21 protein-coding genes are annotated in these 23,891 nt (G+C 42.1%); 13 read left to right on the top strand and 8 right to left on the bottom strand.

All coding sequences use genetic code 11. The features are described 5' to 3' along the window. The first annotated feature begins 339 nt into the window (after nucleotides 1-339). The 9 genes from HMPREF1528_RS02285 to HMPREF1528_RS02325 all read left to right on the top strand — a co-directional run bounded on the left by HMPREF1528_RS02285 (nucleotide 340) and on the right by HMPREF1528_RS02325 (nucleotide 9,084). Nucleotides 340-816: a hypothetical protein gene (locus tag HMPREF1528_RS02285; RefSeq protein WP_016478475.1), complete on the top strand. Its 477-nt coding sequence runs from the start codon at nucleotides 340-342 to the stop codon at nucleotides 814-816. A gap of 36 nt (nucleotides 817-852) precedes the next feature. After that, nucleotides 853-2,724, top strand: coding sequence for a tRNA uridine-5-carboxymethylaminomethyl(34) synthesis enzyme MnmG (gene mnmG / locus HMPREF1528_RS02290; protein ID WP_016478476.1), 1,872 nt, complete (start codon nucleotides 853-855; stop codon nucleotides 2,722-2,724). 224 nt (nucleotides 2,725-2,948) lie between these two features. After that, the gene (locus HMPREF1528_RS02295) at nucleotides 2,949-3,191 is read left to right on the top strand and encodes a ferrous iron transport protein A (RefSeq protein ID WP_016478477.1); all 243 of its coding nucleotides are present in this window, start codon (nucleotides 2,949-2,951) and stop codon (nucleotides 3,189-3,191) included. 40 nt (nucleotides 3,192-3,231) lie between these two features. Next, the gene (gene feoB / locus HMPREF1528_RS02300) at nucleotides 3,232-5,229 is read left to right on the top strand and encodes a ferrous iron transport protein B (RefSeq protein ID WP_198009998.1); all 1,998 of its coding nucleotides are present in this window, start codon (nucleotides 3,232-3,234) and stop codon (nucleotides 5,227-5,229) included. A gap of 160 nt (nucleotides 5,230-5,389) precedes the next feature. Next, nucleotides 5,390-6,145 (top strand): patatin-like phospholipase family protein, encoded by a 756-nt coding sequence (locus HMPREF1528_RS02305; protein WP_016478479.1) that lies wholly within the window; start codon nucleotides 5,390-5,392, stop codon nucleotides 6,143-6,145. Between the two features lie 48 nt (nucleotides 6,146-6,193). Continuing rightward, nucleotides 6,194-6,793, top strand: coding sequence for a MotA/TolQ/ExbB proton channel family protein (locus HMPREF1528_RS02310; RefSeq protein WP_016478480.1), 600 nt, complete (start codon nucleotides 6,194-6,196; stop codon nucleotides 6,791-6,793). Further along, the gene (locus HMPREF1528_RS02315) at nucleotides 6,790-7,137 is read left to right on the top strand and encodes a DUF2149 domain-containing protein (protein WP_002674860.1); all 348 of its coding nucleotides are present in this window, start codon (nucleotides 6,790-6,792) and stop codon (nucleotides 7,135-7,137) included. The genes HMPREF1528_RS02310 and HMPREF1528_RS02315 overlap by 4 nt, the downstream gene beginning before the upstream one ends. Nucleotides 7,138-7,166: 29 nt before the next feature. After that, a complete protein-coding gene (locus HMPREF1528_RS02320; protein ID WP_016478481.1) occupies nucleotides 7,167-8,321 on the top strand; it encodes a serine hydrolase domain-containing protein in 1,155 nt (384 codons plus the stop codon). Nucleotides 8,322-8,364: 43 nt separating this feature from the next. After that, on the top strand, nucleotides 8,365-9,084 hold the full coding sequence (locus HMPREF1528_RS02325; RefSeq protein ID WP_009421820.1) for a 3'-5' exonuclease: 720 nt from the start codon (nucleotides 8,365-8,367) through the stop codon (nucleotides 9,082-9,084). A gap of 9 nt (nucleotides 9,085-9,093) precedes the next feature. On the opposite strand, the gene tsaB is transcribed toward HMPREF1528_RS02325, so the two are convergent. The 7 genes from tsaB to HMPREF1528_RS02360 form a co-directional block, all read right to left on the bottom strand. Beyond that, nucleotides 9,094-9,729 carry a tRNA (adenosine(37)-N6)-threonylcarbamoyltransferase complex dimerization subunit type 1 TsaB gene (tsaB, locus tag HMPREF1528_RS02330; protein WP_016478482.1) on the bottom strand — a complete coding sequence of 212 codons (636 nt, stop codon included), beginning with the start codon at nucleotides 9,727-9,729 and terminating at the stop codon, nucleotides 9,094-9,096. 51 nt (nucleotides 9,730-9,780) lie between these two features. Further along, entirely contained in the window at nucleotides 9,781-10,458 is a 678-nt protein-coding gene (rsmI, locus tag HMPREF1528_RS02335; protein ID WP_016478483.1) for a 16S rRNA (cytidine(1402)-2'-O)-methyltransferase, read from the bottom strand. Next, a complete protein-coding gene (locus HMPREF1528_RS02340; protein ID WP_016478484.1) occupies nucleotides 10,458-11,330 on the bottom strand; it encodes a hypothetical protein in 873 nt (290 codons plus the stop codon). Before HMPREF1528_RS02340 ends, rsmI begins: the two co-directional genes overlap by 1 nt. A 119-nt stretch (nucleotides 11,331-11,449) precedes the next feature. Continuing rightward, a complete protein-coding gene (locus tag HMPREF1528_RS02345) occupies nucleotides 11,450-12,340 on the bottom strand; it encodes a fructose bisphosphate aldolase (RefSeq protein WP_016478485.1) in 891 nt (296 codons plus the stop codon). Nucleotides 12,341-13,342: 1,002 nt separating this feature from the next. Next, complete coding sequence (locus HMPREF1528_RS02350) at nucleotides 13,343-13,891, bottom strand: AAA family ATPase (protein WP_016478486.1); 549 nt, start codon at nucleotides 13,889-13,891, stop codon at nucleotides 13,343-13,345. Then, the gene (gene pnuC, locus HMPREF1528_RS02355) at nucleotides 13,855-14,526 is read right to left on the bottom strand and encodes a nicotinamide riboside transporter PnuC (protein ID WP_009410835.1); all 672 of its coding nucleotides are present in this window, start codon (nucleotides 14,524-14,526) and stop codon (nucleotides 13,855-13,857) included. The genes HMPREF1528_RS02350 and pnuC overlap by 37 nt, the downstream gene beginning before the upstream one ends. 36 nt (nucleotides 14,527-14,562) lie before the next feature. Then, on the bottom strand, nucleotides 14,563-14,823 hold the full coding sequence (locus HMPREF1528_RS02360) for a thiamine-binding protein (RefSeq protein WP_002674885.1): 261 nt from the start codon (nucleotides 14,821-14,823) through the stop codon (nucleotides 14,563-14,565). Between the two features lie 253 nt (nucleotides 14,824-15,076). Here HMPREF1528_RS02360 and polA point away from each other — a divergent pair, with 253 nt between their 5' ends. From polA to HMPREF1528_RS02380, 4 genes are all read left to right on the top strand, one after another. Beyond that, on the top strand, nucleotides 15,077-17,875 hold the full coding sequence (gene polA / locus HMPREF1528_RS02365) for a DNA polymerase I (RefSeq protein WP_016478487.1): 2,799 nt from the start codon (nucleotides 15,077-15,079) through the stop codon (nucleotides 17,873-17,875). Between the two features lie 149 nt (nucleotides 17,876-18,024). Further along, a complete protein-coding gene (locus HMPREF1528_RS02370; protein ID WP_009422277.1) occupies nucleotides 18,025-18,543 on the top strand; it encodes a class I SAM-dependent methyltransferase in 519 nt (172 codons plus the stop codon). 877 nt (nucleotides 18,544-19,420) lie between these two features. Then, entirely contained in the window at nucleotides 19,421-22,144 is a 2,724-nt protein-coding gene (locus HMPREF1528_RS02375; RefSeq protein WP_016478488.1) for a penicillin-binding protein 1A, read from the top strand. A 139-nt stretch (nucleotides 22,145-22,283) separates the two neighbouring features. Next, nucleotides 22,284-23,330: an endonuclease/exonuclease/phosphatase family protein gene (locus tag HMPREF1528_RS02380; RefSeq protein WP_016478489.1), complete on the top strand. Its 1,047-nt coding sequence runs from the start codon at nucleotides 22,284-22,286 to the stop codon at nucleotides 23,328-23,330. An 80-nt stretch (nucleotides 23,331-23,410) separates the two neighbouring features. Here HMPREF1528_RS02380 and HMPREF1528_RS02385 read toward each other — a convergent pair whose 3' ends face one another. Further along, nucleotides 23,411-23,887, bottom strand: a complete 477-nt coding sequence (locus HMPREF1528_RS02385; protein ID WP_002674963.1) for a DUF1573 domain-containing protein — start codon at nucleotides 23,885-23,887, stop codon at nucleotides 23,411-23,413. Nucleotides 23,888-23,891 lie beyond the last annotated feature (4 nt).

A 23,891-nucleotide genomic window follows, 5' to 3' on the forward strand; every position in this document is an offset into this window, starting at 1 on the left:
GGTTTTTGGGAGAGAAAAGGCTATTGGAGAGGTGTGCTTAGCTTATAGAGAGCTTATAGGAAGCTTATACGAATCTTGGACGATTGGTATAGAAAGGGTGTGTAAGTAGCTGATTCATACTGTGATATAACAAGGCTAAAAATGTTAAAAAAGAGGTTTCGAGGCGAAAGAAAGGGAAAGGGCAATAGGCCTTAGGCCATAGGCAATAGGGATAAGAGGTGTATGTGAGACGGTTGTAAAATGATATTTAGAAAGAGAAAAAATGTTATTTTTTGCGTATCATTTTTTAGTTATGATTTTATTTTGTACCTTTGCACACTTAAAAGAGTTTGAATTGTTATGCCAAGAATCTATTACAGAGAGAGGAAACTACACGGTCACCCATTAAAGAACGAGGTGATTACCGTTGATTTATTCAATAAAATCATACAACTCAGTGCTTTCATTCCCGAAGATGCCTTGCAGATTTTTGAGCTTCCTCAGAAAACATCGTCGTGGGCTTTCTGGAACAACACCAAAGGTTTTAAGTATGCTGTAGTGTGGAATACTGAAAAACCTCACACTACCTATGAATATGGAGATTTTTATCTACCGAAATCTATTGTGTTCTTTGATGAAAAAGACTCTTATTTTCCTTCCGATTATTATTTTATTGTAAATATAGACAACCAATTGGAACTGAGTCATAGTAGGGCAGGAGCTGATACCGCTTGGTATGAACAGCCTCAGTTACGCAGTAAAGTAACTAATCCTAAACTCATCAAACGCTTCGAAAAGAGTATCAAAGAACTGTATAAACTTCTAAAGAAAAATTAGCAAATTAGCAGATTAGCACATTTGCAAATTAGACAAATGTTTACAACTGAATATGATGTGATAGTAGTGGGCGGGGGACACGCAGGTGCTGAAGCTGCCGCTGCGGCTGCCAATATGGGAGCCAGCACACTACTGATTACTATGAACTTACAACATATCGCCCAAATGAGCTGTAACCCTGCTGTAGGAGGTATTGCCAAAGGGCAGATAGTACGCGAAATAGATGCCTTGGGGGGCTATATGGGGATTATCACTGATAAAACCGCCATTCAATTTAAGATGCTCAACCAATCGAAGGGTCCTGCTATGTGGAGTCCGCGTGCACAATCTGACCGTATGCGTTTTTCGGAAGCGTGGCGATTGCAGTTGGAAAGTCTGCCTACACTTGATTTCTTACAAGGAATGGTAAACGACCTTCTGATTGAGAAAGACAAAGTAGTAGGAGTACGCACTTCGTTGGGGATTACTATCAAAGCGAAGAGTGTAGTGCTCACCAATGGTACTTTCTTGAACGGAGTGATGCACATAGGAATGAAACAGTTTGGCGGAGGGCGTGCAGGTGAACCCGCAGCATACGGCATCACCGAGTGCCTCGTACAACACGGTTTTGAGGCGGGACGTATGAAAACAGGTACGCCTCCACGTGTAGATGCACGTTCGCTTGATTTCAGTAAGATGATTCCTCAACCGGGCGATGAGCATCCACAAAAGTTTTCTTTCTCTGCTGAAACACAGCCGCTCGCAGTGCAAAAAGACTGCTATATGACGTACACCAGCGAGCGCGTACATAATATATTGCGCACAGGCTTCGACCGTTCGCCTATGTTTCAGGGCATTATTCACGGGGTAGGACCGCGCTATTGTCCTTCGATAGAAGATAAAATCAATCGTTTTGCCGACAAAGACCATCATCAGCTGTTTGTAGAGCCCGAAGGCTGGCATACCGTAGAGATGTACGTGAATGGCTTTTCGACTTCTTTGCCCGAAGAAGTGCAATATGCTGCCCTGAGTCAGGTAGCAGGTTTTGAGAAGGTGAAGTTTTTCCGTCCAGGGTATGCGATAGAGTACGACTATTTTCCGCCTACCCAGCTGAAACATACGCTTGAAACGAAACTTATAGAAAACTTATACTTCGCGGGGCAAATCAACGGAACTACGGGCTATGAAGAAGCCGCTGCACAAGGACTAATGGCAGGCGTGAATGCGGTGCTGAAAATACGCGAGCGAGCTCCTTTTGTACTGAAACGCGACGAGGCTTATATAGGAGTTTTGATTGATGACCTCATTACCAAAGGCACCGAAGAGCCTTATCGTATGTTTACCTCACGTGCTGAATACCGCACCCTCTTGCGACAGGATAATGCTGACAGACGATTGACTCCGTTAGGGTATGAAATAGGTACTGTAAGTGAAGCGCGCTATCGAGCGTGGGAAACCAAAGAACGCAAGGTGAGTGAATTTATCACTTATATAAAGGAATTGAGCGTTACCCCCGAAGAGGTAAACCCTATACTCGAAAAATACGAGTCATCACCAATGAAACAAGGTGACAAGCTCCAAAAGGTACTTTCTCGCCCCGATGTAACTCTTGCTGACTTTGAGGCTATAGACCGTATTGCCGAATATATAAAGAAGAATGAACTTACCGAAGAAGAAAAAACCTGCGCAGAAGTGGAGGTGAAATACGCCGGCTATATAGAAAAAGAGCGCAATAATGCTGATAAACTCAACCGCTTGGAGAGTGTGCGCATTCCCGACAACTTCGATTACGACAAGATAGTATCGCTCTCGTTTGAAGGGCGCGAGAAGCTGAAAAAGATACGCCCTGTTACCCTTTCGCAAGCCTCACGCATCAGTGGGGTATCGCCAGCGGATATCAGTATATTGCTGATATATATGGGAAGGTAATTGGTGTGAGGTCGTAGTACGACAGGCGGCAGAGAGCCATACAGGCGATTACAAAATAAAGGAATCGAGAAGGGAAGATTAACTTAGAGCCTAAACATTTAGCGTAATGCGGTGTTTAGGCTTTTGTTTTATAGATATTACAGTTGTTATCGGCAGTTATGGTATTGTAGAATTAAAATTATTTACTACCTTTGCACTCAAAATCATTCTAAATAATAATCGTTATGGAAGAAGTGCGCAACCGTGCTTGTACTGTTGCCGAGCTAAAGAAGGGCGAAAAAGGGATTATACAAGACTTTGATATTACTAAAATACCTCAAAAACTCATTGATTTAGGTTGTTATGCGGGCAGTGAAATAGAGGTACTCCAAAAAGCTACTTTTGGCGACCCTATCTATATCCGTATGAATGAGGCATATCTTTCGATTAGAAAGGATATGGCAGAGAATATTCAATTAGCAAATTAGGTGCAAGCCGCACAAGCAATTTAATTAGCAAATTAACAAATTGGCAAATTTAAAAATCGCCCTTGTGGGCAACCCTAATACCGGTAAAAGTTCGCTCTTCAATGCATTGACGGGCTTGAACCAAAAGGTAGGCAACTACCCTGGTATTACTGTCGAAAAAAAAATAGGATACTGCAAGCTTTCCGATACCCAGCAAGCCGAAATCATAGACTTGCCGGGTGTCTATAGTCTCAATCCAAGCTCGGAAGACGAGCACGTGGCTGTAAATGTGCTTACACATAACTCTGAGCCTCATTACCCTGATGTGGTGGTAGTGGTGTGTGAGGTGAGTAACCTCAAGCAAAATCTCTTGCTCTTTACCCAAGTAAAAGATCTTGGGTTGCCTACGATACTTGTTATCAATATGGTAGACCAGATGCGCAAAAAGGGTATCAGTATTGAGGTGGAAAAATTAGCGCAAGCTTTGCAGACGAAAGTTGTCCTCACCAGCACTCGCAAAGGCGAAGGGCTTACGGAGCTGAAAGAAGCGATTGTAAATTATCAACAACTGTCGCTCACTCCTTACGTAGATATCTCTCGCTTAGAGGCGATGACTTTTGGCACGTCAGAAAGTGAGCAACGGCGCAAACAGCAAAAAGAAACGATACTTCGCTATCAGTTTATCAACAAAATACTGAAAGAAACATATACGGTAGACCAGCGCAAAGCACAGACGCTTCGAGCACATCTCGACCGCTTCCTCATACACCCCTTCTTTGGCTATGTGGTGTTTGCTGCGATACTCTTACTTATCTTCCAAGCAGTATTTACTTGGTCGAGCTATCCAATGGATTGGATAGAAAACGGTTTCAATGTTTTTGGGGAATGGCTTGCTACTAAACTACCTGCTGGTGCACTTAGCGAATTACTAATAGAGGGTATCCTACCAGGAATCGCAGGTATTACGGTGTTTATTCCCCAAATAGCTGTACTCTTCACCTTGATTGCCCTATTGGAAGAAAGTGGCTATATGAGTAGGGTGGTGTTCTTGATGGACAATGTAATGCGTCGTTTTGGGCTCAGTGGTAAGAGTGTTGTTCCTCTGATTTCGGGAGCAGCTTGTGCCGTACCTGCCGTGATGATTGCCCGTAATATTGAGAATTGGAAAGAACGCCTAATCACCATACTTGTTACTCCGTTTATGACCTGTTCAGCGCGTTTGCCTGTATATCTCATCATCATTAACTTGGTAATTCCAGACGGTGATTTTTGCTGGATTAGCTATAAAGCGTGGACGTTCTTTGCGATGTACTTTTTGGGCTTTGCAGTAGCTTTGCTCTCGGCTTTCATCTTAGACAAAGTACTGAAGATGCACAAGAACAACAGTTTCTTTATCGCCGAAATTCCCGATTATAAAATTCCGCTTTTGCGCAATGTATGCCTCACTGTATATGAGAAGACCAAAGGCTTTGTAGTAGGAGCCGGGAAGTTCATTTTAGCAATTTCGATACTTTTGTGGTTCTTAGGGTCTCACGGAGTAGGAGAAAAGTACAACAGCATAGAGGCTACCGCCGAGCAGAAAGCACAAGTTCACCAGTGGACTGCCGAGCAGAAAGCACATTACATAGAAGCCCAAAGTCTTGAATACTCGTTTTTGGGTTACATAGGCAAAGGAATAGAGCCGGTATTTCGTCCGCTGGGCTACGATTGGAAAATCAGTATAGGGGTAGTAGCCTCGTTTGCAGCGCGAGAGGTGTTCATTAGTACCCTATCAACGGTTTATAGTTTAGGAAAAGATTTGGATACCGAAGGTGAAGAGGGCGAACGTACTATCTTGGCAAAAATGCGCGCTGAAGTACGTCCTGATGGTACGCCTGTATACACACTCGGCACCGGTATTTCGCTCTTGCTCTATTACGCTTTTGCAATGCAGTGTCTTAGCACTGTTGCCGTAGTACGAAAAGAGACCAACAGCTGGAAATGGACAGCTATCCAATGGATATTTATGACGGGAATTGCCTACGTGAGTGCAATGCTGGCATTTATTTTAATTAGATAATCCTCTCCCCATTTCCCTCTCCCGAGGAGAGGGGCAAGCTAAAAAGTGAGAGGAAGTAAAATTATAAAAGTAACAAACAATATAAAGAATAAATTCCCTTTTACGGATTTCCTCCTCCCTCCCTTTTGGGGAGGGGGAGAACGGAGGGGGTGAGGAACTTATGAAGTTAGGTTTAGTATTTTCAGGTGGCGGGGTGCGCGCTTTGGCACACGCTGGATTGTTGAAGGCTTTGGAAGAAAAAGGCTTGCAACCCTCAATTATTTCGGGTACCAGTGGTGGAGCGCTTATTGGGGCACTCTACGCTTGTGGGGTAAAGCCCGAGGATATGGTGCATTTTTTTAAAGAAACACCTGTGTTCAAATGGTCGATGCTCACTTTTAAAAAAGTGGGATTAGTAGATAGTGCTAAATATACTAAGTTCTTTAAGAAACAATTCCAATGTCCGACTTTTGAAGACTTGCGATTGCCCTTAGTGGTAACAACTACCAATCTGCTGAATGGTAAAGTACAGTATTTTAGCAAAGGAGAGCTCATTCAGCCCCTCATTGCGTCGTCGGCATTACCGCCTTACTTCTCACCGGTGAGAATAGGAGACAGTTTATATTGCGACGGGGGATTGCTGAACAACTTCCCCATAGAACCCCTCAAAGACCGATGCGATAGAATTATAGGGAGCTTTGTGAATCCGCTAGAAACGATTACCGAGAAGGAGCTCAGCAACTCGTTCCAGTTTATGCAACGCATTTACAACATCACTATGGATGGCAATTATAACCGCAAGTTTAAAAAATGTGACTACTTACTACTACATAACCTCAGCAATGTAGGCGTACTCGATACTAAAAAGCTCGATCAAGCCTTCGAATATGGATACGAACAAACAATTACCAAGTTAGCTGATTTGTCAGTTAGTTAATGAGTAGAGGCAAATATTGACAAATTACTAAATTAAGACATTAACTTTATGAGTGAGATTTCTAAAATTCTATTCTTGGTATCGGATAGTGTGCTGATACCCGACATTATCGTACTCTTGGTACTTTTTGTGCGCGCTTTATTATTGGTAGGCAGTTTCTACAACCGCTTCATCACTAAATACAAAAACGACAAACAACTGAATGAAGCCATCAAGACGCTCACACCCGAAAGCGCAGAACAACTTAAAGCCCTATTGCCCGCACGCGATAACGCTCTTTACACTCAATACTTGCGTGATATTCTTAGCCATATACCCGACGAGGCATATTACGACTATATGATTTCCAACTTCGAGAATGAAGGCGAAAAAGACATAGCCACCTCTAAGCTATTGGCAAAAGTAGGTCCCGTTTTAGGGCTCATCGGTACACTTATCGCTATGAGTCCGGCGCTTACGGGGCTCTCCACCGGAGACATTTCTAAGATGGCAAGTAATATGCAAGTGGTATTTGCCACCACCGTTGTAGGCTTAGTGATTAGTTTAGTAGGGTTGGTAACTTTGCAGTTCAAACAACGCTGGTATAGCAAAGAAATCAACAACCTTGAGTACGTAAGTAGAGTATTAACTCAACCCGCAAGACAATGAAAACAAACCGACGCATATCCCGACTCAAAGACGATGATGCCGACCCGCTAAGTGTAGTGGTAAACCTCTTTGACGTAGCAATGGTCTTTGCCGTTGCCTTAATGGTATCGATGGTGATGAACCTGAATATGGCTGATTTCTTTTCGGGTGAAGATTTTACCATTGTAAAGAAGAAAGGTGATGATATGGAAATCCTTCGTCGTGAAGGGCAGAAAATCACTAAATATAAAACTGTAGAAGGTGCAACCCCGGATGCTTCTACCACTCAGAAAAAAGGTAAACGCCTCGGGGTAATGTACGAAACCGAGAATGGCGAAACTATATTGTTGCCTGATGAAGAATAAGCATAAATAAACCCTATTAAAAAATAAATATGAAAAAGTTTCTCATTAATTTCGTTGTTGTACTGCTATTACTCATTGGTACCCTTTACGTGGCAGGCTATGGTTATATTCTCAAAGCAGTAGTGGTGGTCTACGGCACGGGGCATACTACTACTTTCCTTGATGATTATACCTATTTTGACAATCGTACAATTGCTAAAAGTCCTACTCCTCAGCCTTGGCCACTTTCAGCGGATTACAACAAAATACCCGAAACCCCCGAGTTACAAAATGCTCACAAGAAATACGGAACGGTAGCTTTTCTTATCATCAAAGGAGATAGTATATGGCACGAACAGTATTTTGAAGGCTATAATACTGAGAGCAAGAGTAATTCGTTTTCTATGGCAAAGAGCTATGTGTCGGCGCTCTTGGGTAGGGCTATTGCTGATGGTTATATCAAGAGTCTCGACCAAAAAGTAAGCGATTTCTTCCCTGAGTACAAAAAAGGCTTCGGAGCCCAGCTTACGGTAGGCGACCTCTCGTCTATGGCATCAGGGCTTGACTGGGACGAGGCGTATTACAATCCGTTTTCTATTACGACTCGTGCTTATTTTGATAAACATTTTAGAGAAAAGATGCTCCAACTGAGGATTGTTTCTCCTCCTGGGAAAGCCTATAAATACCTCAGTGGAAATACTTTTCTTTTGGGAATGGTATTGGAGAAAGCTACAAAGAAGACCCTTACTCAGTATCTCACCGAGAGCTTATGGCAACCTATGGGTTGTGAGAGCGATGCTCTTTGGCAATTGGACAGTAAAGAAAGCGGACTCGAAAAAGCGTATTGTTGTATTGCTTCGAATGCACGTGATTTTGCCCGCCTCGGGAAACTCTATCGAGATAATGGTAAATGGAATGGCAAACAGCTATTAGACTCTACCTTTGTGGCGACTTCTGTACAACCGCGCTTTGCCGAGAGTCCAGAATACGGCTATGGTTGGTGGTTATTAGACTATAAAGATACCCATTTCTTTATGATGCGCGGACATTTGGGACAATACGTAATTGTAAATCCTACTGATAAAGTCATCATTGTGCGTTTAGGACATCGCACTGCCGATACTTCTCCGGAAGGCAGTAAGTTTACTCAAGACATTTATGACTATATAGATGAGGCATATAAAGTTTTAGGTGTTAGAGGGTAGTAGAGTAATGAGACTTTAAATTAATAGTTGAATTTCAGTAAAAATGCTTAACAAGATTAATCTTGAAGATATTCTCTTCTTAGACATAGAAACGGTACCACTCTATGAACAACACGCTGAGCTTTCGGCTTTAGAACAAGAACTGTGGGAGGAAAAGACACGTTATCAGCGGAAAGATGAGTTTACTGCTGAAGAATTTTACGACCGTGCAGGTATTTGGGCGGAGTTTGGGAAGATTGTATGTATATCAGTAGGCTACTTTTCTTTTCGGCATCAGCAACGCACTTTTAGGGTTACCTCGTTTGTGGGAGAGGAAGAAGTATTGTTAAAAGATTTTGTGCGTTTGGTAGAAGAACACTTTTCACGCGCTAATAAATTGTTTTGTGCTCATAACGGCAAAGAGTTTGACTTTCCTTACCTTTCGCGACGTATGATTATCAATGGTATTCCTATTCCTCAAAAACTACAACTCTTTGGCAAGAAACCTTGGGAAATTCCGCATCTCGATACTCTTGAACTATGGAAATTTGGTGATTATAAACACTTCACTTCGCTGAAGCTCTTGGCTCATATTTTGGGCATTCCTTCGCCTAAAGACGATATTAATGGTAGCGAAGTGCGTGATGTGTTCTACAATGAAGGTGATGTAGACCGCATTGCTACTTATTGTGAAAAAGATACTATTACAGTAGCCCAAATACTACTACGTTTCCGCAACGAAGAGCTTCTAACCGATGATGAAATTCTAATTGTAGGGCATTAACTTTTACTTCTATTTTAAATACTGAGGTTCAAAATAAGCAATATCTTCAAAGTCTTGTTTTGTATATTTTTCTATAGCAAACGGAAGCATATCTTTTGCCTCAGGGAAGGCATTGGGTATAAATACAGCATTAGGATGCTTACAGATAGTAGCAAACTTCGTACTACCATCACCTAAAAAAGTTACTTTACCCCTATTTAGTTCTTCTTGATAACTATGCTCATCGAGGATTTTAGCTTCAGTAGGACTCACAAACTGATAAGCACTATTAAACACGGCGCTATACACCTCCATACGGCGTGCATCGAGCATAGGGATAATGCAATTACCCTGAGCTTGGTGAGCGAGGATTTGCAAGGTAGGAATAGCAATTAAGGGTTTCTCCAAAGCAAAGCAAAGACCCTTGGCAGTAGCAATACCAATGCGCAAACCTGTATAAGAGCCTGCACCAGCACTTACGGCTATAGCATCAACCGCAGAAAGGGACAAGGAGGCTTGTTGCATTACGTCTTCAATGAAGAGATGTAAGTTTTCAGAATGGGTAAACTTGCCTGCATTCTCAGATTTTTCAGCTATAATATGATTGTCTTTTGATAGGGCTACCGAGCAATTGAGTCCTGAAGTTTCTATGTGAAGGATAATCATTTTTGTTGTATTTTTCAACTTAGGGGGAATGTGTGACGCAAAAGCGACTGTTTATTTTTCACTTTTCCCAGAAACAATAAGAACTATTTCTCCTTTAATATTCTTATCTTTATAATAGTCTAAAAGTTGTTGGAGGGTGCCACGTTGGGTCTCTTCGTGTAGCTTAGTGAGCTCACGTGAGAGACTCGCAGGACGGTCGGTACCGAAAGTGGTGATAAAGTCAGTGAGGGTTTTGAGCAATTTATGCGGGGAGATGTAGAAAATCATCGTTTTGGTTTCAGTTGTGAGCCGAGAGAGGCGCGTTTGTCGTCCTTTTTTATCGGGGAGGAAACCTTCGAAGGTAAAACGGTCGTTAGGCAGACCACTGTTTACCAAGGCAGGCACAAAGGCTGTAGCTCCTGGTAAGCATTCTACATCTACTCCCTCAGTAAGGCAAGCACGTGTAAGCAAGAAGCCGGGATCGGAAATGGCAGGTGTTCCTGCATCGGTGATGAGTGCTACGGTAGTACCCCCTTTGATGCGCTGTACCCAACCGTCTACCACTTTGTGCTCGTTGAACAGGTGGTAACTTTGCATAGGGGTATGGATATCGTAGTGTTTGAGAAGCTTACTACTGGTGCGCGTATCTTCGGCTAAGATGATATCAACCTCTTTGAGCAAACGGAGTGCTCGCAAGGTTATATCTTCGAGATTGCCTATGGGGGTAGGAATGAGATAGAGTTTGCTCATTACACTTCAAAGCGTTTGAGGAGGAGAGAAAGGAAGCGTTCTTCGTATTCCTCTTTGTCTTTCCAATAGTTGTAAGTAGGTTTTATTTCTTGTTCTAAGTATAAAACAGCATCTTGCATTGTATTGAGTTCTCCGATATGTTTTACAACTTTGTTATATTCGCTTTCACTACCAAGGAAGAGTTTTTGTACAAAAGCCAATTTATCATTCAAACCTATTTGAGCATTTTTACCTAACTTATCGTTAAGAGATTGTACGGGTTTTATATTCTCATCAGTTTCTTTTCTATCGAATACTGTGTTCTTAGACTGAGAGATATATTCTTCTAAGGAAGGGGATTGCTTTAAGATACGTTGTTCATCGGTGTACTGAGGTTGCTCAATAAACTGTTCGGGCTGTGTTACTTGCTGAGGTTGCTCGATAGCAAAATCTATTTGAGATGTTTCTACTCTTTTGGGTTGTTCCACAGGTACTGCCCATTCAGGTTCGGGCTGATGTACTTCTACTTGGGGTTGCGCTATTTTTGTAGTTTGTTTTTGAACGGGTTTTGGTTCCATTGCTACAAACGAAGTTTTTTCTTTTGTTTGTCCTTTAGGAGCAATAGGGTGCACTTCGGTAGCTTCTACGTTGATGTCGAAAATATCTTTTTCTTGATTTTCATCAATGAAATTAGATACTTTTTTCATCATTGAGTTTTTTCGGTTTTCATTAGCACCTAAGTCTTGATAATATTTATCAACGAAACTCAATATAGTGATTTTTTCAGCTAATTTATGAGCCTGTCTATTGAGTTCTATGAGGTTAAGTTTCCCTTGTTTAGCAATAATTTCGGTAGCGAGAGCTACTAAACTTTGTTCTAATTCTTCTTTCATAGATTGCTATTCTTTAGTTAAGATGTGGCAAAGATATAAAATATTTTTGAATAATAAAGAAATAACAAAAAAACAGACTGCCCCAGAAAATCTTTTTGAAGCAGTCTGTTTTCTTTAGATTACTTAATTGAAGCTTCGTAAATACCTTCGATAGTGTGAGTTAAAGTATCGTTGAACTGAGCATCGGTTTGCTGAGCTGAGAGTCCTTCGGTAAGTGCTCTTGAGAAACTGGCGATTACGCCTTTATTTTCGGCAAGGATATCATTGGCTTTCTCTCTTGGGTAACCTCCTGAAAGGGCGACTACACGCACTACACGAGGGTGCTTGGTGAACTCTTTGTAGAGATTGTTAATAGTTGGCAAAGAGAGTTTGAGCATCACATTGAAAGTATCGGGGAGGGCATCGAGGTGTTTTCTTATCTCGTCGCGCAAGATAGCTTCGGCAGGTGATTTATCGGGGATATTGATATCTACTTCGGGCTCTATAATAGGCACGAGTCCTGCTTTTACGATTTGTTTGGCTATCTCAAACTGCTGTTTTACCACTCGTGCAATACCGTCAGGAGAGGCTTTTTTAATGACTGAGCGCATTTTGGTGCCGAAGATATGACGCTCATTGGCACGCTCTAAGAGTTCTGTAAGACCGCCAATAGGTTTCATCAGTTGAACGCCATCGGCGTCTAAGCTTTCTAAGCCTTTATCGACTTTTAGGAAGGGAACTATATGTTTTTCTTCCCAGAGATAATCGGCGGTATATTTACCGTCGATTTTTCTATCCATTGTCTGTTCGAAAAGGATAGCACCGATAATTTTATGGCTGTTAAAAGCGGGGCTTTTGATGATGCGGGTACGCATTTGGTGAATGAGGTCAAACATTTGGTCTTCATTGCTATATTGGTCTTCATTCACACCGTAAAGTTTAAGGGCTTTTGGGGTACTACCGCCACTTTGGTCGAGGGCTGCGATAAAGCCCTTGCCATCTTTCATTTGTTTGAGTTGTTCTTTTTTCATAGTGTGTTACTGTTTAAAAGATAGTACAAAGGTACGAAATATTTTTTAATTGACAAAAATTAATAATACTGGAAATGCGAAAGATGCGAGCTACACGGGCGAGGAAAAATTAGAAAATTAGCAAATTAGAAAATGAGAGAATGAGGAAATGAGAAAATGGAGTGTGAGGTTGTATTAGAGAAATGAGGCTGTGCCTCAGAAATTAAACAAATTTTAAACAAAATCAAGGCTACGCCTTGTAAACCAGCGGAAATATTGTCAGTTTATTCAACTTTGGCAAAGGAGCGAGCCACACAGGCAGTCGTAGCACGACGGGCTATTAACTTTGCCAAAGTTTGAGATGAAAAAGCGATGTGTTGGGGTCTGTTAGGAGGATTCGGAAGGAAACGGAGAAGTTCGGAAGAAGGGAGGGAGGGGTTTTGACGAAAAAAGACTATAAGGAGGGTGGGGTTAGCTTATAGAGAGCTTATAGGAAGCTTATACGAATCTTGGACGATTGGTATAGAAAGGGTGTGTAAATAATTGAATAATAGTATAATACAGCGATACAAAAAATGGTAAAAACGGGGTTTCGAGGCGAAAGAAAAGAGAATCCTCACCCCGTCCCTCTCCCAAGGAGAGGGGGGGATATAGCGACGGAAAGAAGAAGGGATAATTAGAGAATTGGCAAATTAGAAAATTAGTAAATGGGAAAGTGTGAGGGCTTAGGGCATAGGCAATAAGGGAAAAACATCTTCAAAGGAGAAATGTGGCAACCAAAGGGAAGCTATCGGGGGGGTCGGAGAGGCTCAAAAAGGGAGAACCAAAGACAAAGAGAGCTATATTAACTTTGGCAAAGTTTTAAACTTTGCCAAAGTATAGTGATAACAAACATCTCTATAACTCGCTTTAAATGGGGAATGTAGTAATAGGGAAAAAAGAGGAATGTAGGGACAAAAATAGTTGTTTGGTGGGGAGGACTCGTAGGAAGGGGGTCGGATAGAGGGGGCTTGTGAGAAGATGTTATGCGGTTAGCATTTTGGTGCATTGGGCGATGCGTTCCTCTAAGGAGCCTTTTAGGATATGGTGTTGTATGCCGTGAGCGTTCAGATGTTGCTCAAAAAAAGCAAATACGCTCTCGCGCTCGTGGGGTTTATCGCGGAGGTCATCGGGTTGCCAAGGGACATCTACATAAGTGAGAAAAAGGGTGTGATAATGATGTGTGAGGGCTGCGCACTCTATTTGTGGGTTGCATTTGCCATAGTAAAGGTAAGAATAGACCATTAGTTCGAGCAGACAGGTGTCGCAGAACAAATATTCATTGGCTTGCTGGATACGTTTGTTTTCGAGAGAAACTTGTCCGTGAGCGATAGGAAGGAGGTCGTCCCACGTGCAGGTGAGATGCTGAGTGTCCCACTTGTGTTGCAGGTAAGTGCGCATATACTCCTCAGCCCATACGGTTTGGAACTGCTGGGCAAGAGTACGACTAAGAGTGGTTTTGCCGGTGCACTCAGGGCCTACAAAGGCGATACGCTTTATCGGGCTGTCTCGTTGCGCAAGTGTTGTTTCCATTCTCTATAGCCCATAATGGCAATAATGGTGAATAAAAAGTACTGAAAGGAGGTGAATAACATTCCTTTTTTGAGGTAGAGGGGTACTGAAATGAGGTCGCCGAGAATCCAAAAGACCCAGTTTTCTACTTTGCGTTTTGCCATTAGCCACATTCCTATCAAGAAAATGGAGGTGGTAAAGACATCGACATATTCGGTAGGGAGGAAGTTGTGAAATCCTAAGGAGATTCCCTGCATAGAAAAGTTGTTTTTGATGTAAGGTTTCAGGTAGTATACCGCAGTGACAAAAACCAAGCTAAAAACACCTAAAAGAGTACAGATTTGCCAATCGCGACGGGTGGTAGCGGAGATAGTAATCACATTGTCTTGGGCGTTCTTTGCCCATAGTATCCATCCGTAGATACTCATCGCTGTATAATAGGCATTGATAAGCATATCGCCCCACAGCACGTAGTGCCATAGCAGGTATACAAATAACACCGTGCTGATGATACCCGTAGGGTATACCCATATATTTCCTTTTTTAGCCAGCCAAACACTGAGGAACCCAAAGAACACACCTATAATTTCTAAAACCACTAAATGGGTAGGGACTCCTTGATACTGACTAAAAAACCAATTGAAAAACGCTTCCATATCAGATACTCAGTTACGCTTGCTCGTTGGCTTTACTTAGAAGAAAGGTTTATACTCGTGGCGGTCGGACTTTACGATTTTCACGTACATCAGTCCGCGTTCTACTAAGTCGAGGGCTTCTTCTATCTCGGTGGTGAGAACATTCATCACTTGGGTATATTCGCCATAGACTTGGGTACTGAGAGGGTTTTCTTGTACGATGAGCCCAGAGGCGCGCAGTTTCTTAATAAAGTGAATGATAGGACGCTCGTAATCGTCTTGCAACGGGCTAAAAGTAAGTTCAACAGATACTTTCATAATGGTGAATGATTAATTATTAAAGGTTAATTTATATTCGGGACAAAAGTACAAATAAAATGGGAAATTACAATTATTTTACTACCTTTGCGCAAAAATATGTATCTCTTTCAGCCAAAAGAGTAACCCCCTTTTTACCTATATTGAGTGAAGATAAAAAGAACTAAAAACACCCTTCGAAGAGGGAATTAGCGAATTTAAGAGGGAGTATGCTTGATGTTTTTGGCTTAATGGAGGATAAATTATTTAATGAATGAAAAAACGGCTTTTCCTACTCGATGCTTATGCCCTTATTTTTAGGGGTTATTACGCTTTTATCAAGAACCCGCGTATCAACTCCAAAGGGTTGAACACGTCGGCTATTTTGGGCTTTATGAACTCTCTTTTAGAAGTAATTAAAAAAGAAAAGCCCGACCACCTTGCTGTGGCTTTCGACAAGGGAGGAAGTGTGGAGCGCACGGAACTCTTTGCCGACTATAAAGCCAATCGGGAGGAAACGCCCGAAGCCATTCGGTTAGCAATCCCGTATATTCACGAAATCTTGAAAGCCTTGCATATTCCTATCATCGAAAAAGAGGGTTATGAGGCTGACGATATCATCGGGACACTCTCTAAACAAGCTGAAAAGCAGAACTACCAAGTGTATATGGTAACACCCGATAAGGACTATGCACAACTTGTGAGTGATAATATCTTTATATACCGACCTTCGCGCGGAGGTAACGATGTGGAGATTTGGGGCGTAAAAGAAGTACAAGAGAAATTTGAGGTACAAAATCCTTTGCAGGTAATAGACTTCCTCGGAATGATGGGTGATGCGGTAGACAATATACCTGGACTCCCGGGAGTAGGCGAGAAGACCGCTAAAAAGCTACTTGCCGACTTTGGCTCTATGGAAAACCTTCTCGCCCATACTGACCAGCTGAAAGGCAAACTACGCGAGAATATAGAGAGCAACAAGGAAAAAGGAATCCTCTCTAAACAGTTGGCTACCATTATGCTGGACGTGCCTGTAACATTTGATGAAGAAGACTTTGCGATGTCCGAACCCGATTTTGAAGCGGTAGGGAGGATATTTGAAGAGTTAGAATTTCGTCAGTTATTGCAAAACTTTCTCAGAACGTATCAGCCCCAGATGGCAACAACACCCCCGCCACTTACAGGGAATAAGCCCACAGAGGGACAGTTAAGTCTCTTTACGCAAGGCGACCTATTTGCCCAACCGCAGGTAATGAGCGAGAAGAAGAACAGCGCTAAAACACCTCACTTCTACCAATTAGCCGATACCCCAATGGCGCAACAACTGCTCTTGCAGAATTTATTGCAACAAACCGAAGTGTGTTTTGATACCGAAACGACCAGTGTGAACGCCCTGGAAGCCGAATTGGTAGGGATTTCCTTCTGCTGGTCGGCTCACAAAGGTTATTACGTACCTTTCCCTACTGATAAAGCAGAAGCAACAAAACTGCTTGAAACTTTCCGTCCGTTCTTTGAAAATGAGCGTATTGGTAAGGTAGGTCAGAATTTGAAATACGACCTTAAAGTATTGCAAAACTACAACATTGAGGTGCGAGGCGCACTCTTCGATACGATGGTAGCCCACTATTTGCTGAATCCAGATATGCGCCATAATATGGATATCCTCAGTGAAACCTATTTGAACTATACCCCTATTGCTATTGAGAGTTTGATAGGTAAAGGTAAGGCACAACGCTCTATGCGTACCGTTCCACTCGACCAAGTGAAGGAATACGCCGTGGAAGATGCTGATGTTACGTGGCAACTCAAAAACGTATTTAAGGAAGAAATGCCCAAAGTGAACGCCGAGAAAATCTATACTGATTTGGAAGCGCCTTTGATAAAAGTGTTAGCTGCTATGGAACGCGAAGGAGTGAACCTCGATGTACCCTTCTTAAAAGAATACGCTAAGACCTTAGATGCTGATATTGCACAACTCGAAGCCACTATAGCCGAGCAGGCAGGAGAGAGCTTCAATTTGGCATCGCCGAAACAGCTAGGAGATATTCTTTTTGAAAAACTGAAAATTGACAGTAAACCTAAGAAGACAAAAACAGGTCAGTATGCCACTTCCGAAGAAGTATTAGCTCCCTTTGCTTCTAAGCATAAGATAGTAGCCGATATACTTGAATGGCGACAAGTACAGAAGCTGAAATCTACTTATGTAGATGCCTTGCCTTTGGAGGTGAACAAACTCACCGGTCGTGTACACACTACCTATATGCAAACGGTAGCTGCGACGGGTAGATTGAGCAGTAACAATCCTAACTTGCAGAATATTCCTATCCGCACTCCTCGCGGTCAGCAGGTGCGCAAGGCGTTCATCGCACGCAATCCTGATTATGTGCTTCTCTCTGCCGACTATTCGCAAATAGAGCTTCGCATCATCGCTGCCCTGAGCGAAGAACACAATATGATTGACTCATTCCTCCGCAATGAGGATATTCACCGTTCCACAGCTGCCAAAGTGTTTCACGTGCCTTTGGAAGAGGTAACTCGCGAACAGCGTAGTCACGCCAAGACAGTGAACTTCGGGATTATCTATGGTGTATCGGCATTTGGGCTCTCGGCTCAAACCAATTTGAGTCGTTCAGAGAGTAAGGAATTGATAGATACTTATTACGCTACGTATCCCAATCTGCGAAACTATATCAGTAAGCAAATACAATTTGCTCAAGAACACGGCTATGTAGAGACCGTATTAGGAAGGCGTCGCTATCTACCCGATATTCACTCTCGTAACCAAGTAGTGCGCGGAGCAGCTGAGCGCAACGCTGTGAATGCCCCGATACAGGGCTCGGCTGCGGATATCATCAAAATTGCGATGATACGCATACAGCACGAGTTGATTCGCCAACAACTTCAAACCCGTATGCTCTTGCAGGTGCACGATGAGTTAGTGTTCGACGTACCTAAAACAGAGCTCAATATCGTTAAACCTCTCATTAAAGAAGCAATGGAGAGCGCTTTTAACCTTGCAGTTCCCCTTGTGGCAGACTTAGGGGTAGGGGATAACTGGCTCGATGCACACTAGAATCAGGTAAGAGGTAAGAGGTAAAAGGTAAAGCCAGCGAGGGCTCACAGCTGGGTATGTGAATAAAAGGTAAAAGGTGAGGCGACACAAACTTTGGTAAAGGTTGTGGCTCAAAAGAGTCATCTCCTTGTTAATTGTCAATGTAAATTATGTACAAGATATTTCCTAAAAAACGCTATCAAAAAACTTTGAGTATTCTCAAACAATATACCCCTCAGGGTAGCACTATCCTCGATGTGGGGGTGGAGAATCCTTTTTCGGCAGTAATGCAACAAGAAGGCTATACTGTGCTCAACACTACGGGGCAGGATTTGGATTTTGAATCACACACCCTACAAGCCTTTAAGGCTGATTTTACAGTGGCTTTGGAAATTTTAGAGCACTTGGTAAACCCTTTGGCAGTTTTGCAGAATCTCCCTACTAAAAGAGTACTCATTACTGTGCCCTTGCGCCTTTGGTTTGCCAAAGCCTACCGCAATACGTCTGACCCCCGCGACTGTCATTATCACGAGTTTGAAGATTGGCAATTGGATATGCTGGTAGAGAAAGCGGGCTTTCGTATTATTTATAGAGAGAAATGGACACACCCTGTGAAGAAGTTAGGTTTACGTCCGTTATTGCGATATTTTACGAATAGATACTATGCCGTGGTTGCAGAGAGAAAATAATGGTTTAATCTGCCTTCGGGAGAGAAATTAAACAAATTGCAACAAATCAAACAAGCTGTAGCAAGACAGATAGGAGCTAGCTAGACGGATTTAGCACAGATGATTCTTTTGTAAAACATCATTGTTCCACGGATTGGCTCAGCTTTAGCTGAGGAATTTCACGGAACAGTAATGAAAAGGCAATTGTAAATCAATATTGTATATATCGAACTGACGTTAAATTATATTAGGATTGAACCGGCTTTTTAATAGGAATTAGAGAATTTCGGAGAGACTCAGAAATGCGAGGTCGTAGTACGACAGACAGTGTACAATTAACTTTGGCAAAGGTGCGAGCCACACAGGCAGCCATAGCACGGCAGGCGAGGAAAAATTAGCAAATGAGGAAGCGTTGAGGGGTTCGGAAGGAAACGGAGGAGTTCGGAAGAGGGGAGGGAGAGTTTTTGATGAAAAAAGGGTGTAAGGAGGGTGGGGTTAGCTTATAGAGAGCTTATAGGAAGCTTATACGAATCTTGGACGATTGGTATAGAAAGGGTATATAAGTAGTTGATTCATACTGTGATACGACAACGCAAAAAATGTTAAAAACAGGGTTTCGAGGCGAAAGAAAGAGGAATAGGCAATAGGCCTTAGTCCATAGGCACTAGGGGGAGTATGATGGAAAAGAGAATTAGCAAATTGGCAAATTTGGAAATTAGCAAATGGAAAAAAGGTTAAGAATTTCGGAGAGGCTCAGGAAAGGTGTAAGCGGTGAGAGAAACTTATTAAGGGACTAGAGCCTAAATTGCTATAAAGTGGAATAAGAAAAACGGTGGGATTCTTTGTTAATTGAAAATTATATCGTACTTTTGTACTTTAAACATCATTAAAACTAAGTATGAATCTGAAAAATATATCGTTTAAGAAGCTACTTACACAAGGCGGTCTTGCGCTTGCTACCCTGCTATCACGGTTGTTAGAAGGCTGTATCGCTTTGGCTTCGATGGTATATAAATTACTACGTTATGCCTTAAAAGTGCTCTGGGCGGTATTTATCTTCGCTTTGCTTATAATTCCTTATGGTATTTTTAGACTTTACCAAGTATATAAGAATAGAAAAAACGCTCCGAAAAAGGAACAGGAACAGATAGTATATACGGGCAACATATTCCACCGCAGTTGGCAATGGTTGCGGGCTAAACCTTATCAGTTTTACCTCAAATGCATAGGTATACCGATTGGGATAGGCGTAGCAGGTATACTGTTGCTCATCTTGTTAATTTACTTTGGGGCTTTTGGCAAGTTACCCTCAGAGGAGGATTTGAAAGAGTTGCGCCAATCGGAAGCGAGTCTTGTTTACGATTACGAGAACCAATTGATAGGGAAATTTTATATCTTCGACCGTACTAAAATAGAATACAAGGACTTTCCTCCTTATCTTATCAACGCACTTATCGCTACCGAAGACGAGCGTTTTTACTTGCACAAAGGGGTAGACACGAAGAGTTTGTTTAGGGTTTTCTTTAAATCACTGCTTTTGCAAGACGACTCATCGGGAGGGGGAAGTACTGTTACAATGCAGTTGGCTAAAAATATTTATGGGCGTGGACAGCGCTACGGGAAACTTTCGATGCCTATACACAAAATCAAAGAGATGATTATAGCCAGACGCATAGAAAAGGTATACAGCAAGGAGGAAATCTTGACGCTTTACCTCAATACTGTGCCTTTCAGCGATAATACTTACGGGATAGAAAGTGCGGCGCAACGATTCTTTGACAAATCGGCGAGAGACCTTACGCTTAATGAAGCGGCTACGCTTATCGGTACGCTTAAAGCGACGAATAGCTATAATCCGCGTACCTCACCCAAGCGCAGTGAAGAGCGTCGGAATGTGGTGTTGGCACAGATGAAGAAAAACAACTTGCTGACCGAAGACGACTTTAAAGTTCATACAAGAGACACTCTTAAAACTACGGCAACTACGGCTGAAAAAGATGGTGTAGCGCCTTATCTTGTAGAACAAATACGCTTATTATTACCTGAACTGCTGAAAGACGTGAAGAAGCCAGACGGTTCGGCTTATAATATCTATAAAGATGGATTGCGCATCTATACGACCATTGACAAGACAATGCAGGAATATGCTGAGAAAGCAGTGGAAAAGCATTTAACATCGTTACAACAAGATTTTGAACAGACTTATGGCAAACGTGCTCCTTGGAACTTGGACAGTGACTGGTTTAAGGAGGAAGTGAAGAAGTTGCCCGCTTATAAAGAACTTGAAGAGCAAAAACTCTCGGAAGCGAAGATATGGGCGAAGCTGAGTGAGAAGAAGCCGATGGATTTATCTTTCTATACCGAAGACAGTATCAAAAAGCATAGTACATTGGACAGTTTGTCGCGTTTTATACGCATATTAAACACGGGATTTGTGAGTGTAGAGCCTCAAACAGGGGCAATTAAAACTTATGTGGGTGGGGCAGACTTCCGCTACTTTAAGTACGACCATATCCTACAAAGCCGTCGCCAAGTGGGCTCAGTTTTTAAACCGATAGTATACGCTACTGCCTTAGAGATGGGAATGCCTGTGTGCACGCACTTTTCGCCCTTGCCTTTGACCTATGCTGATTACGAATATTGGTCGCCACGCAACGCTTCTAAGACTGACGATGACCCTAACATATATTACTCAGTATGCAAGGGATTACGAGAATCGTTGAACACCATAGCAGTACAAACGCTCTTTTATGCGGGGCTAAAGAATGTGATAAAGAAAACACGACAGTTAGGCATCACCTCTACCCTACCGAATGTGCCTTCGATAGCATTGGGTTCGGCTGAACTATCGGTGATAGAAGTAGCTAAGGCTTATACGGCTTTTGCGAACAAAGGGGTGCCTGTAGAGCCTTATTTTATCACCCGAATAGAGAACAAAAAAGGGGAAGTAATATGGGAACGCAAACCTAAGGTTTTAGCTCCTGCACTGAGTGAACGCACTGCCCAAATAATGATACAGATGATGCGCTCAACCGTGAACGAAGGTACTGCATCACGTATGCGTGGGCAATACGGACTTACCAATGACCTTGCGGGTAAAACAGGTACGACCCAAGACAATAAAGACGGTTGGTTTGCGGGAATGCTCCCCAACCTTGTGATGATTACGTGGGTGGGTAACGACCAGCAGATAGGTTTTAAAAGTACGCGTTTGGGACAAGGAGCTAACTCGGCATTGCCTATTGCTGCCTTGTTTGTATCGCAACTGAACCGCAACAGCAAGTATAAAGACTTAACGCGAGCTACTTTTAAGGTAAGCGAAGAGATACGTACGGAGGTAACTGAATGTGAGCCTACTGTACGCGAAGGTTTCTTTGACCGCCTTTTGAGCAGTACTGCCAAAGATACCATAAGAGCAGGAGATGTGCATTATCGGATTTATGAGCGCAAAGGTAAGCTACACAATGTGGAAGATGAGGAAGATATATCGGTAGACGATGTGGTAAATCCTGCAAATGCACCTGCGCCAGCACCAAGCACTCAAACAGCTACACAGGAGGGAAAAGAAAAGAAAAAAGGGCTTTTGGATAGGATTTTTAGTCGTAGCACGACAGGCGATTAGTCGTAGCACGACAGACAATTGAATAAGGAAATTAGGGAATGAGAAAATTAGCAAATGAGGAAATGAGGAAGGATAAGATTTTAAGAGAGACAATAAAATATTGAGATAACTAAAGACTAACAAATTAAAACTAATATAGATGAAAAGAATAGTATTTTTAATGGTGTCGTTCATCTTGATGACACCTTACATAAACGCACAAGAAAAAAAGAAGTTTGCTGTGAGAACCGTTGCTTTTTACAACGTTGAGAACCTTTTCGACACGATTAATGACCCTCATAAGTTTGATGATGACCGCACTCCTGAGGGAGCTGACCGCTGGACGAGTAAAGTGTATAACGACCACGTACACAAGATAGCCAAAGTAATTTCGGAGATAGGAAGTGATGTTACCAAACACGCCCCCGATATAGTAGGTCTTGCCGAAATAGAAAACGAAGCGGTAGTGAGAGACCTTATCAATACCGAATATTTGAAGAAATATAATTATGGGATTGTACATTACGAATCACCGGACGCTCGTGGGGTGGATGTAGCCCTCATCTACAAGAAAAGCGTGTTTAAACCCACTGCTTCATTTCCACACCCTTTATACCTCACCAAAGATGACGGGAAGCCTCTTTACACTCGCGACCAACTGTTAGTAAGTGGTGAATTGGACGGTGAAATGATTCATTTTATAGTAAACCACTGGCCTTCGCGTTTGGGAGGGGAAGCTAAAAGTAGACCCAGTCGTGAAAAAGCGGCAGCTTTGAACAAGAAAATTATAGATTCACTCCTCAGCAAAGACCCTAATGCTAAGGTGATAGCAATGGGTGACTTTAACGATGACCCTATTAACTCAGGCTTTAAGAATGTGTTAAAAACCAAAGACAAAAAAGAAGATGTAAAACAAGGAGAGTTATTTAACCCAATGGAGGCTATGCTGAAAAAAGGAATGGGAACGTTAGCCTATCAGGACGGCTGGAATCTTTTTGACCAGTTTTACTTTACTTATGATTTGCTAAAAGAAGACAAGAGTAGTTACCGCTATTGGAAAACGGGGATATTCAATCGCTCGTATTTGGCTAACCCCAAAGGACGCTATAAGGGATATCCTTTCCGCAGTATGAGCAATGGCAATTACACTTGGGGATATTCTGACCACTTCCCGGTGTATATGTACCTTATCAGAGAACTGAAATAAGGAAATAACGTTGAAGTGTTAATTATTTAAGAGACAATTTCTATATAGTAATTGCCCTTTATTTTCATACAAGTAATTTATTAATCTACGTAATACTTTTGTCGGCGTACTTCGTTAGATTTGTTTTCTTTGCTATAAATCTCTTCATAATCGGGGGTATACAGAGCATCAGGTACTACATTGTAATCGAATATCATTTCAGCTTCTCCATTAGGGATATTGCCATATATTTTGATAAAGTGTTTTACATAGCCTATATTCTTTTTACTATCGTTTATAATTTTAATATATCCCGTTTCTCCAGCTCTCACAAGGCCCATAGAGTTTTTATCAACAGCCATACAACCGCAAGAGGTCTGTATATCGGTAATCTTAAGAAAATTTTCTCCTGTGTTCTTAATAGAGATATTTATTTCAAACTGTTCGCCCTGTACCACAGGATAATAGTGACGGATAGGGTCAGTAATTTTGATAGTAGTAGGTGGGTATAATTCAGAAGCATCGCGGCAACTCACTAAAAAGAGGCTTGCTAGTAAAAAAGTAAATAGAGATTTCATTGTA

This window comes from Capnocytophaga sp. oral taxon 336 str. F0502 (genome assembly GCF_000411575.1).
Taxonomy (GTDB): Bacteria; Bacteroidota; Bacteroidia; order Flavobacteriales; family Flavobacteriaceae; genus Capnocytophaga; species Capnocytophaga ochracea.

Excerpts from the sequence above, each read along its gene's own strand:
- rsmI (WP_016478483.1), bottom strand. The coding sequence starts at position 10,458 with ATGAGCAAACTCTATCTCATTCCTACCCCCATAGGCAATCTCGAAGAT.
- HMPREF1528_RS02345 (WP_016478485.1), bottom strand. The coding sequence starts at position 12,340 with ATGAAAAAAGAACAACTCAAACAAATGAAAGATGGCAAGGGCTTTATC.
- HMPREF1528_RS02295 (WP_016478477.1), top strand. The coding sequence starts at position 2,949 with ATGGAAGAAGTGCGCAACCGTGCTTGTACTGTTGCCGAGCTAAAGAAG.
- HMPREF1528_RS02325 (WP_009421820.1), top strand. The coding sequence starts at position 8,365 with ATGCTTAACAAGATTAATCTTGAAGATATTCTCTTCTTAGACATAGAA.
- HMPREF1528_RS02305 (WP_016478479.1), top strand. The coding sequence starts at position 5,390 with ATGAAGTTAGGTTTAGTATTTTCAGGTGGCGGGGTGCGCGCTTTGGCA.
- HMPREF1528_RS02380 (WP_016478489.1), top strand. The coding sequence starts at position 22,284 with ATGAAAAGAATAGTATTTTTAATGGTGTCGTTCATCTTGATGACACCT.
- pnuC (WP_009410835.1), bottom strand. The coding sequence starts at position 14,526 with ATGGAAGCGTTTTTCAATTGGTTTTTTAGTCAGTATCAAGGAGTCCCT.
- HMPREF1528_RS02320 (WP_016478481.1), top strand. The coding sequence starts at position 7,167 with ATGAAAAAGTTTCTCATTAATTTCGTTGTTGTACTGCTATTACTCATT.
- HMPREF1528_RS02370 (WP_009422277.1), top strand. The coding sequence starts at position 18,025 with ATGTACAAGATATTTCCTAAAAAACGCTATCAAAAAACTTTGAGTATT.
- HMPREF1528_RS02315 (WP_002674860.1), top strand. The coding sequence starts at position 6,790 with ATGAAAACAAACCGACGCATATCCCGACTCAAAGACGATGATGCCGAC.
- HMPREF1528_RS02340 (WP_016478484.1), bottom strand. The coding sequence starts at position 11,330 with ATGAAAGAAGAATTAGAACAAAGTTTAGTAGCTCTCGCTACCGAAATT.
- HMPREF1528_RS02285 (WP_016478475.1), top strand. The coding sequence starts at position 340 with ATGCCAAGAATCTATTACAGAGAGAGGAAACTACACGGTCACCCATTA.
- HMPREF1528_RS02385 (WP_002674963.1), bottom strand. The coding sequence starts at position 23,887 with ATGAAATCTCTATTTACTTTTTTACTAGCAAGCCTCTTTTTAGTGAGT.
- polA (WP_016478487.1), top strand. The coding sequence starts at position 15,077 with ATGAAAAAACGGCTTTTCCTACTCGATGCTTATGCCCTTATTTTTAGG.
- HMPREF1528_RS02375 (WP_016478488.1), top strand. The coding sequence starts at position 19,421 with ATGAATCTGAAAAATATATCGTTTAAGAAGCTACTTACACAAGGCGGT.
- HMPREF1528_RS02310 (WP_016478480.1), top strand. The coding sequence starts at position 6,194 with ATGAGTGAGATTTCTAAAATTCTATTCTTGGTATCGGATAGTGTGCTG.
- HMPREF1528_RS02360 (WP_002674885.1), bottom strand. The coding sequence starts at position 14,823 with ATGAAAGTATCTGTTGAACTTACTTTTAGCCCGTTGCAAGACGATTAC.
- tsaB (WP_016478482.1), bottom strand. The coding sequence starts at position 9,729 with ATGATTATCCTTCACATAGAAACTTCAGGACTCAATTGCTCGGTAGCC.
- HMPREF1528_RS02350 (WP_016478486.1), bottom strand. The coding sequence starts at position 13,891 with ATGGAAACAACACTTGCGCAACGAGACAGCCCGATAAAGCGTATCGCC.
- mnmG (WP_016478476.1), top strand. The coding sequence starts at position 853 with ATGTTTACAACTGAATATGATGTGATAGTAGTGGGCGGGGGACACGCA.